The following is a 13,882-nucleotide window of genomic DNA, read 5'->3' as shown; positions in this document are numbered from 1 at the left end:
CAGCTGAACCCCGCACACCCCACGCACCACGGGCCCGCCCCGCACCGCCACCCACAGCGGCACGAGGCGGGCCCTGCCTGTTCCCGCAGGCAGGGCCGCTGAGCCCTCACCGCCGCTCCGGGCCCCGGAAACCAGGTGACCGCAGCCGCCGCCGTCCTCGACAATGGCGCATGTTGATCGATCACTGGCCGCTGCTGGGGCTGCGCCTGGCCACTCCCCGCCTGGAGCTCCGGCTCCCCACCGACCGCGAGCTGGCCCAGTTGGCCGACCTGGCCGCAGAGGGCGTCCACCAGCCGGACCGCATGCCCTTCCTCGTGCCGTGGACCGACCTTCCTCCGGCCGAACGGGCACGGTCCGTGGTGCAGCACCACTGGTTGTGCCGGGGGAACTGGTCACCGGGCGACTGGGCCCTGAACCTGGCGGTCTTCGAGAACGGCCGGGTCGTCGGCCTGCAGACCATCGCCGCCCGGGACTTCGCCGTCCTGCGGGAGGTCACCACGGCCTCCTGGCTCGGTGTGCGCCACCAGCGGCAAGGGATCGGCACCGAGATGCGCGCCGCCGTCCTGCACCTGGCCTTCGCCGGCCTGGACGCGCTGGAGGCGACATCGGGGGCCTTCGAGCACAATGCCTCCTCGTTCGCCGTGTCCCGGAAGCACGGCTATGAGCTCGACGGCGTCGACCGTCACGTGGTGCGCGGCGGGCCCGTGACGAACAGGCGGCTCCGGCTCACCCGCGACCGCTGGGAGGCCCATGCCGAAGTCCCCGTCTCGGTCAGCGGGCTGGCGCCCTGCCGGTCGATGTTCGGACTGTCAGCGGGCGCGTGATCGCTCACGGGGCAGGTTCGAACGGCTCGGCCTCTCGGCGTGCGGGTGGGCGGGAGCAGGTGGGACAGCCGCGGCCGGCCAGGTGCTCACTCCGGCTGCGGCTGCGGTCGGGGCCGGGGCCGTGGTCGGGGACAATCTCGGGATGTTCGGCAAATGGATCACCCATCGCACGGTGGACGGCGTCCGCGTCCCCGGCACCTGGCGGCACGTGTTCATCCGCAACGGCGGCCACCACTTCCTCATCGACCTCTTCATCTATGCGGACGGGCTCATCGACTGCGGGGGCCTGGTCACCGTCGAGGAGTTCGAGGAGAAGGTGCGCACCGGGTGGGTGGCCACCAGCCTGCCCGAGGGTGGGGAGGCCTCCGCGGACGAGCTGGCGGAGTGGAGGTTCAGCGGGCCGCGGAGCTGGCGGACTCCGGAGCAGTTGGTCGCCGAGGTCCGCGACACCGTCGACCTGCTGAACGGGCGGCCCGACTCGACCCGCCGGTGCCTGGCCGCCGTCGAGGTCTTCCTCGCCGCCCGGACCGAGGAGAACCGGGCCGCGGCCCGGGCGGCGTTCATGGCCGTGCCGGCCCCGCAGCGGTGCCGGGTGCTGGGCGACATGGATCGGAAGGACGCCCCGCTGCGCGCGCTGGTGGCCGGGCCGGGCGGCCGCACCTACCTGCCGGGCGAACCGCCGGTCACGCAGGAGGTCTACGACCGCGCCCTCGCGTACTTCGAGGGGCGGGCGGCCTGGAGTGCCGAGCGGCCCGCCCGTGTCCCGGCGGACGGGCCGGTGGCGTCGCACGCCCCGGCGGTCCGGCTCTGCCGCTTGTCCCCGAACGAGCCGGTGGAGGATCCCGGCAGGCTCGGGCTGCGCAACGACTACCCCGCTCCGATCACGGTGGGAGAGACCGGCTACCCGTCCGTCACCCACGCCTACTGGGCCTTGTCGGTGGCTCAACCCGAGGTCCGGGCCGCGGTCGCGACGGCCGGGACCGCCTCCGCCGCACGCAAGGTGGCAGCCGGGGCGCCCCGCCGCGAGGGCTGGGAGCACCTGCGGACCGCCGTCATGACGCGGCTGCTGCGCGCCAAGTACGAGCAGCATCCCGAGCTGGCCGAGATCCTGCTGGCGACGGGCGACGGCACCCTGGTCTACGACGACCTGCACTCGGCCTTCTGGGGCGACAACGCCGGCCAGGGGCGCAACTGGACGGGGCGTCTCCTCGAACTCGTCCGTTCCGAGCTGCACGCACGGCGGGCCGGGATCCCCGGGCTGTGACCGGATCGGGTGAGGAGTTCCGGGGATTTCCGGCGGCACCGGTCAGATGACCGGCGGCCCCGCCTCGATGCGGCGGAGGACCGGGGGGAGGCGGTCGAGGTCGGGGCCGGTCTGGAGCTGCCGCTCGTCCCACCAGGTGGCGCCGGCGTCGTGCAGCGGGCCGACCACGTCCTTGGCCCTGGCCGGGTGCAGGGGCGTGGCGCCGCCGAGCACGAACTCGAAGGGGCGCTCGGCCCCGGTCGTACGGTGCTCGCACACGTAGCCGACCAGCTCCCGTACCTCCGTCACGTCCGGCGGGTGACCGTGCCGGGCCGTCTCGAAGAGCGGCACCGCGCCGTCCCACCGTGCTGCCCGCCGCATGGGCGCGCGGCGCGGCCAGAAGCCGCCGATCCACACCGGCGGACGGGGCTGCTGCACGGTGGCGGGCACCAGCGTCACGTCGCGGACCTCGTAGTGCCGGCCGTGGTGGTCCACCGGCTCGCCGGACCAGAAGCGGCCCAGCAACTCCAGCCCCTCGTCGAGCCGTTCGGCGAGGACGCGCGGCTCGGCGGGGTCGCCGAAGCTGCGGTACTCGTCGTCGAGCGGGCCGCCCAGGCCTGCGGCGAAGATCGCCCGGCCGCCGCTGAGGTGGTCCAAGGTGGCCACCTGGCGGGCGAGTTGCTGCGGACGGTAGCGAGGGACCGGGGTGAGCAGGGTGCCCAGTCGGATCCGGGAGGTGGCCAGCGCGGCGGCGGTCAGCAGCATCCAGGGGTCCCCGAAGGGGCGGCCCTGGTGCCGTCGGTGCAGGACGTGGTCCCAGACGAAGAGCCCGTCCCAGCCCGCCTGTTCGGCGGCGGCGGCCACGGTCGCGACGTTGCGGGGGTCGGCGAAGTCGCCGAAGTTGGGGATGTTCACGGAGAACCGCATCCCAGCAGGATGCGCGGCCGACCGCGACGTGGCAATCGAATTCGGACCGGCGGGGTCGGGCGGGTCAGGGGGTCAGGGTGCCAGGGGGCCGCCCGGGGTGAGGGCGAGGCCGGTGAAGCGGGTGGCGATCAGGCGGTGGGCCTCGGGGGTGGGGTGGACGGCGTCGGGGTGCGGGTGGATCTCGTGGTCGGGCTCGCCGTACAGGGCGCGGCCGTCGAGGTAGTGGAGGTTGGGGTCGCCGTCCGCGACCCGGGCTTCGACGATGCGGGCCAGTTCGTCGCGGACCACGGTGAGGGTGAGGCGGCCGGGGCCGGGCTCGCCGGTGGCGCGGAAGCGGAGGGTGCCGCCGGTGAAGTCGGGGGCGAGCGGGCCGGGGGTGTGCTCCTGGACGGGGCAGAGGATCGGGGAGACGACCAGGAGGGGGGTGGTGGGGTGGCCGTCGCGGATGGTGTCGAGGAAGCCGTGGACGGCCGGGGTGAAGGCGCGCAGGCGCATCGCGTCGGCGTTGACCACGTTGATGCCGAGCTTGAGGCTGATCAGGTCGGCGGGGGTGTCGCGGATGGCACGGGCGGTGAAGAGGTCGAGCAGGGCGCTGCCGCCGAAGCCGAGGTTGGTGAGGTCGAGGCCGGCGGCGAGGGCCACGAGGGCGGGCCAGGTCCCGGTGGGGTGGGTGGCGTTGGAGCCGTGGCTGATGGAACTGCCGTGGTGCAGCCAGCGGTTGCGGGTTCCGGCGGCCACGGGGGTGAGGGGCGCGTCGGAGTCGAGGGCGATGAGTTCGGTGGTCTCGGTGTGCGGGAGCCAGATCTCGACGGTCTTGTCGCGGGCCGGCAGGCCGGTGAAGTGGGCGGTACCGGGCGGGCCTTCGGTGAAGGTGGTGCGGCCGGTGGCGAGGTCGATGGTGCGCAGGTTGCCGCCGGGGACGGTCGTCTCGGCGGTCTGCCGGCCGTCGACGAGGAGGTCGTAGACACCGTCGGGCAGGTCGGGCACGCCGGGGTAGGCGCGCTTGGTGGGGACGGTGTGCAGTGCCAGCGTGGTGGCGCGGGTTCGAAAGGTGAGCCGGACGCCGGAGGGCTGGGACTGGGCCATCGCGAGCTGTTCGTCGGGGATCTGGCGGCGGGCGCGGGCGGGCAGTCGGTGCGGGATCAGGCCGCGGCCGGTGTGTTCGACGTCCAGGTGGCCGTGCAGGAGGGCTTCGGTGACGGGCGTGGTGATCATGGCGTCTCTTCGTTCTGCGGTGTGGAGCTCTGCTTCCTATGATGAGTATGGGATTGCCTAGATGAATTAGGCAAATGGGAAGCCTGTGTAGGTGCAAGCAGGGATCCGGTGCTTCTCGGCTTGAGGGAGTCTTGAGCGGTCGAGCTGGTCCGAACGGACCGGATGCCGGATGATCGGGCCCGCGGGGCCGGACCGGACCGGAACTCCGGCACGAACGGCACGAACGACGCAAGCGGCACGAGCGACACGGGTGAGCAGAGGGGCTGCGGACATGGAAACGGCACGCACACTCGTCCTGGTGGCGGCCACCGTCACCTGCGGACTGACCGCCGGGCTGTTCTACGCCTACGCGTGCTCGGTGATGCCCGCGCTCGCCCGGGTCGAGGACCGGACGTTCATCGAAGTCATGCAGCGCGTCAACGTGGCGATCCTGAACGGCTGGTTCGTGCTCGGCTTCGTCGGCGCGCTGCTCACCACGGCTGCCGCGGTCGCCCTGCACCTGCCCTCGGACGGTCACCGCGCGCTGCCCGCCACGATCGCCGCCCTGGTGCTGTACGGGGCGGCGCTCGTGGTCACCCGTGCGGTCAACATCCCGCTGAACGACGCGTTGGAGAAGGCCGGGGCGCCGCAGCGGATCACCGACCCGACGGCGGTACGCACCCGCTTCGAGGCGCGCTGGGTGCGCTTCAACGTGCTGCGCGCGCTGCTGTGCACGGCCGCACTGGGCTGTCTCGCCTGGGCGCTGGTCCTCGACGGGCCGCACTGAGCGGCCCGTCGACCGTGCCGGACTCCCGTGCGGCCCACCGGCGCAACACCGGCCGGTGGGCCGCACGGGAGGCGCGGCGGTACTCGTCCCTACCCGCCCGCGACCCGCGCCACGAGGGGCCGGCGCCTCGGCGTACGGGAGGCCGCCCGGGGGCTGCTCAGGTCCGCTCGGCCCAGGTCCACGCGGCCCAGGTCCACGCGGCCGAGGTCCGCAGTCGTGGCAGCCGGAACGGGCGCGGCAACCCCGGCCGACGTGGCACGCCGGACCGCGGCGGGCCGCCGGAGGGTGAGGGCGAAGTCCCGGTGCGCCTTGGCCGTCGGCGTCAGGGCGGGCGGCAGCTGGATCCGCCCGTCCTCGACCATCCGCCGCACGGCGGTGCGGCTGAGGCCGAGCCCGAGCATCAGCAGCCGTTCGACCCGGACCGGCACGGGCAGCTCGAAGGCGACCAGGACGGTGAGCGGCGTCGGGTCGTCGAGCGCGTGCAGGGGCGTCCGGACCTCCAGCTCCCAGGTGCCGGTCCAGTCGAGGCGGTAGCAGTTCCGGGCGGCGAGCGAGGCGCTCGTCGCCAACTCCCGCACCACGGCGGCGTCGTTGGTCTCGTAGGCCACCAGTCGGGCCGGGTCGAGCGAGGAGACGTGGGCGCGTTCGTGGACGGGCACCTTCGAGGTCCGGTCGCAGCCCGCGCAGCTCAGCAGCAGCCAGACGTCCAGCAGCTTCCCGCTGGCATTGACGCGGATCTTCCCCGAGGGGCGGTGCCGGGTGCCGGGGCAGTCCGGGCAGGGCCGGACGACGGTGGGCAGGGCGGACTGACGCACGGCCCAGCGGGCCTTGCGGTCGGTATTCATGGTGGTGGTTGCTCTCAGGACTCTGCAGGAGCGCCCCACGGGCCCCGCCCCCAGCGGCCCCGACCGTGGCAGGCCGGAGCAGGGCAGGGCAGGGCGGATCGCGGGCGCTCCCGGGATAACGGATGCACACGTGAGCGCGGGTCATCGCCTCGGTACCGAGCCGTCAGGCTCCGAGGTCGATCGCGCGACAGGGTTCGTTGGTGCTACGTGGCAGCCGTTAAAAGTCCATGCGGATGATCGTGGTCGAGGATCGGCCCGCGGGCAACCGGTTTTCCGGCAGGCCCGGCGGGCCCGGTCGGGGCCGGGCCGCGCCTGGTCAGCCCCGGTCGACCCCGGGCCGGGGCCGGGGTCGGGCCCGGTCAGCAGAAGGTCGCGAACCGGTACCCGCGCGCCTTGAGGGTGGACAGGATCGTCGGCAGGGCCGCCGCGGTCTGACTGCGGTCCCCGCCGCCGTCGTGGAGCAGGATCACCGAACCGGGGCGGACGTTGTTCAACACCCGCGACCGGATCGCCGCCGCCCCCGGCCTGGACCAGTCGGCCGGGTCCACCGACCAGAGCACGACCTGCTTGCCGAGCGCCGCCGCCCGGGAGCGCACCGTGCCGTTGACCGCCCCGTACGGCGGGCGCAGGCACGTCGGGGTGTGTCCCGTCCGGGCGCGGATGACCCGGTCGGTGTCGCCGACCTGGGCGGTGAAGGAGGAGCCGGAGAGCCGGCGCAGGTCCGGGTGCGACCAGGAGTGGTTCTGCACGCTGTGGCCCTGCCGGGCGACCTGGGCGGTGAGCGAGGGGTGGGCGGCGACGTTCTCGCCGAGCTCGAAGAAGGTCGCGCGGACGCCGTAGCGGTCGAGGATCGAGAGGATCCTCGGGGTGTAGGCGGGGCTGGGGCCGTCGTCGAAGGTGAGGTAGACGACCTTGGCGCCGCCCTTGCTCCCGGCCGGACCGGCGAGCCCTGCGGGACCGGCGAGCCCCGCCGGCCCAGCAGCGTCCGCGGTGCCGACGGGGCCCCCGAGCACCGCACCCGCCGCCAGCGCGGCGACGGCGAGCGCGCCGACCGCCTCCCGGAGCCGTCCACCCTTCCGTCGCCCAACTCCGCTGCGCCCAAGAGCTCGTAAGGCCATGCCTGCCCCCTGGTGTCGGAACTGCCGTGTACCGACCAGTCTGCGCCGCCGACCGCCGGCACCGCGACCGGCCCGAGCACGAAAGGGGACGAAATCGGCCAGCCGGACGGCGGGTTGACCGCGCGCACGCCGCGCCGGGAGCGCCCGGGGTCAGCGCGCGCCGCGCCCGTGCAGGACGAGCGCCCGGCCGAGCGCCAGCAGCCCCGCCGTGCAGAGCACCGTGCGGCACACGTTGGCCGTGACCCACGTCCCCTCGAACTTCGCCCGCACCGCCGCGAGGTCGAGGATCCGGGACGGATCACCGACCGCCGCCAGGTCGTTGTTCAGCGGGATGTTGACACCCATGGTGACCATCAGCGCCACCCCGTACAGCAGGGTCGCCCCGGCCGCCCAGAGCGCCGCCCGCCGCCGGCCCGCCCGGTGCTGGAGCCAGGCCGCGACACCCGTCGCGACGAAGGCGCCGACGAAGACCAGGCCGAACACGCCGTTCTCGATCGACGTGTTGATGTGCTGCATCGCCGTCACGTACGTCCGGTCGTCACCGGCCGCCAGGCCCGGCATCACCGCCACGTCGAAGGCGAAGAACAGCCCGGCCATCAGGCCCATCGCGAGGGTGGCACCCACCAGGACCGGACCGGCGGCCCTGCCACGGTCAGCGGGCACCACCGGCGGGGCACCTCCTCGACTGGGGCCGTCGAAGGCCCCTGGAGCGTTGCGGTGATCGGGAGTTGAGGTCTGGCTGGAGCGCATCGGTCATCCTTCGGTTCTCCCCTGGCGCCCAGGCGCATGCGTGAGCGTCCACGGCACGGGCCGGCCCCGGGGCCCGGGGCCGTACCTCCTCCGGCGTCCACCAGAGCACGGCGCGGCCGCCGCCGACCACCGCCCTCGACCCGTCCTCCAGCGGTCCTTGAGCACACCCAGCGGGCGCGCAGCGGAAGGACCGCTCTCACGGCGAGACCGCGACGACCGCGACGAAACCGCGGCGGAAAGCGGTGGCGCGGCGGCGACGGCGGGCGCTATGCTCCCCGGCGATGAACACTTTCGCTGCTCTCGGATCGGAGGTCCCGTTCGCCCAAGGTGAGTGCTGATGCTCACTCACACCGCGAACGAGGATGCCTCCCGCTTCTCCTTCTGGCGGCGCGTACGCGAGTACGCCGTGCCGCCCTCCATGATCGAAACCGCCACCGCGCGCCGACTCGCCGGTGACTGGGCCGGGGCCTGCGCCGCCGCCAACGTCGAGGTCGACTTCCGCCTGCGGGACGTCGCGCACGCCCACGGGCACACCCTGGCCGAACGGGTCCGCGAGGACCTGCGCCGCCTGGCGCCGGACCTGCTGCGCTGGCACCTGCCGCGTACCGCCCCCGCCGGACTGCTGCGCGCCGGGCTGACCGTGCCGCTCGCCCGCTACCCGGGCGAACGGCCGGTGCACCTCGTCGTCCGGACACCGCCCGCCTGGGCGGAGTACGGGCAGCGGATCAGCCTGGCGCTCTGGGACGGTTCGGATCCCGGCCCGGCCCCGCACCCCCATCCGCGCCCCAGCCGCCGCTACCGGCTCGACCTGCACCGGCACCTGTGGGACGCGGGCCGCAGCGGTGAGTTGGCGACGAGGGCCGGCTCGTGTCCGCCAACCTGCCCACCGGGCAACGGAGTCGGGCCGCACAGGCTGCGCCGGGCGGTCGACCGCTGGGCCGCCGAGGCCGAGCTGCTGCTGCGCGCCGAGGGGCTCCCGCCCGGGCCCGTCGCGGTCCGGCTCGGGCGCGGTGAACGGCTGGTGCTCGCCCCCGACGGCCGCATCGGCGCGGCCGTCGGGGACCTCCGGGCCCTGCCCCTGCTGCCCGACGCGGCGACCTGGGTACCGCCCGACCTCGACCTGCTGCACAGCGGGGAGCTCGACGCCGGCCGGCTGCACCCCCTGGTCGCGGCCGCACTGGCGCCCGGCCACCGACCGGGGCGGCAGGACCGACCACCCGCCGGACAACGGCTGGTGGAGTGCCGCGGCGCCCGGCACCGGATCGCCGTGGTCGACGGGGTGCTGACCGCACTCGACCACGACCCGGACCAGCTGCGCCGCGAGGAACTGCTGGCCGCGCTGTCCGGCACCCCGCTGCCCTGCCTGCGCGCCATCGACCAGGCGCACCGCGATCCGGCCGAACTGGACGACGTACGGGAGCGGTTGAACCACGGCGACACCGCCGGGGCCCTCGCCGTGGTGGAGGACCTGCTCGGCCGACAGGCGTCACTGCGCGACGGCCCCCTGCGGGACGAGCTCGCGGCGACCGCCGAACGCCGGGTCGCCTACGGCCTCTACCGCTCCGGCCTGACCGTCGACGGGCGGGCCAAGGCCGTGGCCGGCAGGACCTCCTACGCGCTCTACCGGTTCGGCAGGCCCAGCCACCTGCGCGGCGGTTACCCGTTCCCCCGTCCGCCGCGGATCGCCACCACCACTCGCTGACCACCGCTCGACCGCACACGACCTGCGCACCCCGTGCATGCCGTGCACCCCGTGCATGCCGCGCATGCCGAACGACCCACTGACTTCCGACCCCCCAAGGTGATCACCCATGCCCATGACCATGCCCATGCCCGTGACCACGCCCGCCCTCGCCCGGCTCGACGTCGCCCGCCGACTCCTCGACCTGCTCGCCGACACCCGCACCGAACCCCGCCCGGACGACCAACTGGAGGCGCTCACCCTGGCGGTGGCCGCGGACCTGCCCGTGCTGCTCTGGGGCGAGCCCGGCATCGGCAAGACCGCCGCCCTCAACCAGCTCGCCGAGGCCCTGGACCTGCCGCTGACCACCGTCATCGCCAGCGTCCACGAGCCCTCGGACTTCTCCGGGCTGCCGGTCGTCGGCGACGACCCCGCGCAGCAGGGCATCCCGCTGGCCCCGCCGGACTGGGCGGTGCGCCTGGTCCGGGCCGGGCACGGGCTGCTGTTCCTGGACGAGTTGTCGACCGCGCCGCCCGCCGTCCAGGCGGCGCTGCTCCGGCTGGTCCTGGAGCGGCGCATCGGTTCGCTCCAACTGCCGCCGGGCGTACGGATCGTGGCGGCGGCGAACCCACGCTCCTCGGCGGCCGACGGGTGGGAGCTGAGCGCGCCGCTGGCGAACCGGTTCGTCCACCTCCAGTGGGTGCACGACCACGAGGTGGTGGTGCGCGGCCTCGGCGGGGTGTGGCCGGTCGCCACCCTGCCGGAGCTGGATCCGGCGGAACTGTCCGCGGCGGTCGGGTTCGCCCGCCGGGCGGTCTGCGAACTGCTCACGGTCAGGCCGGAGTTGGTGCACCGGCTGCCCACCAGCGAGACCCGGCGCGGCGGCGCCTGGCCGTCCCCGCGCAGCTGGGACATGACGCTGCGGCTGATCGCCTTCGCCACCGCGGCCGGCTCCTCCCGGGAGGTGCTGTCGCTACTGGTCCGGGGCACGGTCGGGGACGGGCCGGGGCTGGAACTGATGGCCAGCATGGACCGGATGGACCTGCCGGACCCGGAGCTTCTGCTCGCCGACCCGGCAGCCGCCGTGCTGCCCGAACGCGGGGATCTGCGCCAGGTGGTGCTGGACGGGGTGGTGGCCGCGGTGCGCAACCGGCCGGAGCGGGCACGCTGGGACGCGGCCTGGGCGCTGCTGGTACGGGCGATGGCGACCGGCGCGCCGGACGTCCTGGTCGTCCCGGCCACCACGCTGGCCTCGCTGCGCCGGGAGGACTGGGAGGTCCCGGCGGCGATCGAGCACCTCGCCTCGACGGTGGCGCTGTCCCGGCGGGCCGACCGGGCGGCCGTCCGGACGGCCGCCCGGGCCGACGTGACGGCCGGCCGATGAGCACCCGCCGCACGCCCGGGGCGAGCGCACCTGGGGGCAGCACACCGAAGGGCACCACCCCGCCGGACACCGGCTGGAGCGCCCGGCCCGCCGCCACACCGCTGGACGTCCGCAGGCACGGCAGACCGCTCACCGCCCGCCCACTGGCCGTACCGGTGACCGCCCCGGGGTCCCTACCGGTGCGGACCCCGGTGTCCGCGTCGGCGGACCCGCGCCCGCTGGACCTCGACAAGCTGTACGCCGCCCGGCTCCAGGCCGCCCGGGCCCGCCCCTACCTGGCGACCGCGCTGTTCGCCCTCCACCTGGTGGAGGACCGCCGGGTGCCGACCATGGGCGTGGACCGCCACTGGCGCTGCTACGCCTCCCCCGCCTTCGTCGAACGCACCGCGGTGGAGGACCTCGCCTCGATCTGGGTCCACGAGGTCTCGCACCTGCTGCGCGACCACCACGGGCGCAGCGACCGCCTGGCCCGCAGCCTCGGGCTGACCGGACCCGCGGACCGGCTGCGGATGAACATCGCCGCAGACTGCGAGATCAACGACGACGCCTTCGGCGACGGCCTGGTCACGCCCGCGGGCGCGCTGACGCCGAGCCGCCTCGACCTGCCGGAGGGGAGGCTGATGGAGGACTACGTCCGCGGCTTCCGCTTCGACCTGCGCCGGCTGAACCTGGCCTGGCTGGACTGCGGCAGCGGCGCCGACGGCGTGGACCGCCCGTGGGAGCTGGGCCCGGACGGCGCCCACGGGCTGACCGCCCAGGAACAGGACGCGGTCCGCTTCCGGGTCGCCGAGGGCATCCGGGGCCGCCCCGGGGATGCCCCGGCGGGCTGGCGGCGCTGGGCCGAGGAGGCGTTCCACCCGCCGCAGCCGTGGCGCCAACTGCTGGGCGCGGCGCTGCGCTCGGCGGTCTCCGGGCCGGGCGCGGGCGGGGACTACAGCTACGGCCGTCCGGCCCGCCGCTCGGTCTCGCTGCCGGGCGTGGTGCTGCCGAGCCTGCGGCGGCGCCCGCCCCGGGTGTCGGTGGTGATCGACACCTCGGGGTCGGTCTCGGACCGGGAGCTGGGCGGTGCGCTGCTGGAGGTCGCGGCGATCGGCCGGGCGGTCGGCGGCCGGCACGACCTGGTCACGGTGCTGTCCTGCGACGCGGCCCCCCAGTCCGTCGGCGCGCTCTGCCGCGCGGCGGGCATCCCGCTGGTCGGCGGCGGCGGGACGGACCTGCGGACGGGCTTCGCGGCGGCACTACGGACCAGGCCGCAGCCGGACGTCGTCGTGGTGCTGACGGACGGGCAGACGCCCTGGCCGGCGGTCGCGCCCTCGTGCCGTACGGTGGTGGGCCGGTTCCGGCGCCCGGCCCGGTACGACGAGAACAACGGCGAGTACCGGCCGGACGCACCGCCGAGCTGGGCCCGGGTGGTCGACATCGGCTGACGGGGCACGACGACAGGAGGTCCCCGTGCACGACGAGGAGGGGGCCGCTCCCCCGCAGCACCACCCGGACGAACACGTGCGCCTCGCGCACCACCGCCGGGCACTCGCCGAGGTGGCACCGCCGGACGCGGCCGCGCTGGTGGCGCAGGTGCTCACCGACCCCGACCGGGCGATGGCGAGCGGCGCGGTGGTCGAGTACCTGGACCGCCGCGCGGCGGAACTGCTGACGGACCCGGGGTTCCCGGCCTGGCACCGGGAGCTGGCCGGAGCCGCCGCGGCCGACGGCTTCGCCGTACGGCGCCTGCACGAGTGGGCGCTGCTGCGGGCGGTCACCCTCGGCGAGCCGTGGGAGGCGGAGCAGCTGCTCGCCGCCTCCGACCGGCTCCAGCTGCGCACCGCCGAGACGGCCCCGACCGGCCCCGCGCTCGGCCTCCTCGCCGAGCGCGGCCGGACCCGGCAGATCCGCAACGCGGCCACGGCCCGACTGCGGCGGCGCTGAGCCACCGACCGGCGAGGGGCGGTCGGCCCCCACTGGTGCAGGGCGCCGCGCCGAGGGCCGGCGACCGCCGGTACCGGAGCTGATGCCGGACGGCGCCCGGCCCCGGGGAGAATCCGGGGACCGAGCGCCGCCTGACGGGGGCGCCGTCAGCCCACCATGGCCGCCAGCACGCTGCGCCAGTCCTCGCCCGGCTCCGGCTGGAGCGCGGCCGCGAGGGTCTCCGCCCGGTAGTGCCACGGGCGGCGCAGCTCGGGGTCGGCGTCGGGGCGCAGGTCCAGGACGCTGTCCGAGCCGAGCAGCCGGATCAGCTCGGTGCCGAACTCCGCCCAGGAGACGTGCCCGGTGATCGCGTTGACGATCCGGCCGGCGGCGGGGCCGTCGGGCAGGGCACAGGCGGCGAGGGCGCGGGCCAGGGCGGCGGAGTGCACCCAGGCGGCGCCGTGCCACTCCTGCGGCTCGCCGTCGGCGGCGGCCGGCAGGGCGATCGGGCGGCCGGCCAGGGCGGCCTGGTAGAGGTCGCCGGTGGAGCCCCAGCGGAGCTGGTCGCGCAGGCGGTGGTGCGGGCCCCAGACGATGGGGGCGCGCACCACGGTGGCCGGGCCGTGGCCGGTGGCCTCGGCGGTCTCGAACAGCATCCGCTCGCAGTCGAGCTTGGCCTGCCCGTAGGCGGTGACGGGTGCGCCGCTGGGGCCTCCCTCGGCGACCTCGGTGCCGGGCGGGCGCCCGTAGGCGTCGATGCTGCTGACGAAGACGAACGGGCCGCCGGACCAGCCGTCCAGCAGGGCGCGCATGGCGGCCGTGTCGACCTCGTGGTCGGTGAAGGTGCAGGCGGAGTGGATGACGGCGTCCACGCCCTTGACGGCGCGCTGGAGGCTGTCGAGGTCGGCGAGGTCGCCCTCGGCGATCTCGGCGCCGTGCAGGGCCGGCAGGTGGGCCGACTCGGGGCGGACCAGGACGCGTACCGGCCGCCCCTGGGCCATCAGTTCCTGGAGCACGGCGGCGCCGACGCCGCCGGTGGCGCCGGTGAGCAGCACGGTGCCGGTGCGCGGCTCGGTGCTGTGGAGGCCGTCGACGCGGGTGAGGGCGGCGCGGCGTTCCTCCTCGCGGGCGGCGAGCAGGGCGGCGAGGGCGACGAAGGCGACCGGTCCGGTGAGGGCGGCGGCCAGCGAGGCGAGGGTGATGGTGAGCAGCAGCAGCCAGAGC

At 75.3% G+C, this 13,882-nt stretch carries 13 protein-coding genes; 7 read left to right on the top strand and 6 right to left on the bottom strand.

Annotated features, from left to right (window positions below; translation table 11 throughout):
* Positions 1-170: 170 nt before the first annotated feature.
* The gene (locus ACFXPX_RS40975; protein ID WP_380644887.1) at positions 171-824 is read left to right on the top strand and encodes a GNAT family N-acetyltransferase; all 654 of its coding nucleotides are present in this window, start codon (positions 171-173) and stop codon (positions 822-824) included.
* A gap of 142 nt (positions 825-966) precedes the next feature.
* Positions 967-2,088, top strand: a complete 1,122-nt coding sequence (locus tag ACFXPX_RS40970; RefSeq protein ID WP_380644886.1) for an NADAR family protein — start codon at positions 967-969, stop codon at positions 2,086-2,088.
* Positions 2,089-2,130: 42 nt separating this feature from the next.
* Here the strand turns inward: ACFXPX_RS40970 and ACFXPX_RS40965 are convergent, their stop codons facing one another.
* Entirely contained in the window at positions 2,131-2,994 is an 864-nt protein-coding gene (locus tag ACFXPX_RS40965; protein ID WP_380594934.1) for an LLM class flavin-dependent oxidoreductase, read from the bottom strand.
* Between the two features lie 72 nt (positions 2,995-3,066).
* Positions 3,067-4,209, bottom strand: coding sequence for a GDSL-type esterase/lipase family protein (locus ACFXPX_RS40960; protein WP_380644885.1), 1,143 nt, complete (start codon positions 4,207-4,209; stop codon positions 3,067-3,069).
* Between the two features lie 271 nt (positions 4,210-4,480).
* Between ACFXPX_RS40960 and ACFXPX_RS40955 the strand changes: the two genes are divergently transcribed.
* A complete protein-coding gene (locus ACFXPX_RS40955; RefSeq protein ID WP_380594930.1) occupies positions 4,481-4,975 on the top strand; it encodes a DUF1772 domain-containing protein in 495 nt (164 codons plus the stop codon).
* An 89-nt stretch (positions 4,976-5,064) separates the two neighbouring features.
* On the opposite strand, the gene ACFXPX_RS40950 is transcribed toward ACFXPX_RS40955, so the two are convergent.
* From ACFXPX_RS40950 to ACFXPX_RS40940, 3 genes are all read right to left on the bottom strand, one after another.
* Positions 5,065-5,820: a DUF1062 domain-containing protein gene (locus ACFXPX_RS40950; RefSeq protein WP_380594928.1), complete on the bottom strand. Its 756-nt coding sequence runs from the start codon at positions 5,818-5,820 to the stop codon at positions 5,065-5,067.
* 359 nt (positions 5,821-6,179) lie between these two features.
* On the bottom strand, positions 6,180-6,938 hold the full coding sequence (locus ACFXPX_RS40945; protein WP_380644884.1) for a polysaccharide deacetylase family protein: 759 nt from the start codon (positions 6,936-6,938) through the stop codon (positions 6,180-6,182).
* Positions 6,939-7,088: 150 nt separating this feature from the next.
* Positions 7,089-7,601: a DUF1772 domain-containing protein gene (locus ACFXPX_RS40940; RefSeq protein ID WP_380532664.1), complete on the bottom strand. Its 513-nt coding sequence runs from the start codon at positions 7,599-7,601 to the stop codon at positions 7,089-7,091.
* Positions 7,602-8,025: 424 nt separating this feature from the next.
* On the opposite strand from ACFXPX_RS40940, the gene ACFXPX_RS40935 reads away from it, so the two are divergent.
* From ACFXPX_RS40935 to ACFXPX_RS40920, 4 genes are all read left to right on the top strand, one after another.
* Entirely contained in the window at positions 8,026-9,390 is a 1,365-nt protein-coding gene (locus tag ACFXPX_RS40935; RefSeq protein WP_380644883.1) for a hypothetical protein, read from the top strand.
* Positions 9,391-9,499: 109 nt separating this feature from the next.
* The gene (locus ACFXPX_RS40930; RefSeq protein ID WP_380644882.1) at positions 9,500-10,753 is read left to right on the top strand and encodes an AAA family ATPase; all 1,254 of its coding nucleotides are present in this window, start codon (positions 9,500-9,502) and stop codon (positions 10,751-10,753) included.
* A complete protein-coding gene (locus ACFXPX_RS40925) occupies positions 10,750-12,180 on the top strand; it encodes a VWA-like domain-containing protein (RefSeq protein WP_380644881.1) in 1,431 nt (476 codons plus the stop codon). Before ACFXPX_RS40930 ends, ACFXPX_RS40925 begins: the two co-directional genes overlap by 4 nt.
* A gap of 25 nt (positions 12,181-12,205) precedes the next feature.
* On the top strand, positions 12,206-12,679 hold the full coding sequence (locus ACFXPX_RS40920; RefSeq protein WP_380644880.1) for a hypothetical protein: 474 nt from the start codon (positions 12,206-12,208) through the stop codon (positions 12,677-12,679).
* A gap of 146 nt (positions 12,680-12,825) precedes the next feature.
* Here the strand turns inward: ACFXPX_RS40920 and ACFXPX_RS40915 are convergent.
* Positions 12,826-13,882 (bottom strand): NAD-dependent epimerase/dehydratase family protein (locus ACFXPX_RS40915; RefSeq protein ID WP_380644879.1); only part of this gene is annotated, 1,057 nt, incomplete at its 5' end.

The organism is Kitasatospora sp. NPDC059146 (genome assembly GCF_042786665.1).
GTDB lineage: Bacteria > Actinomycetota > Actinomycetes > Streptomycetales > Streptomycetaceae > Kitasatospora.
The sequence above is the reverse complement of the archived record's forward strand: the minus strand, read 5'-3'. Positions and strand labels throughout refer to the sequence as shown.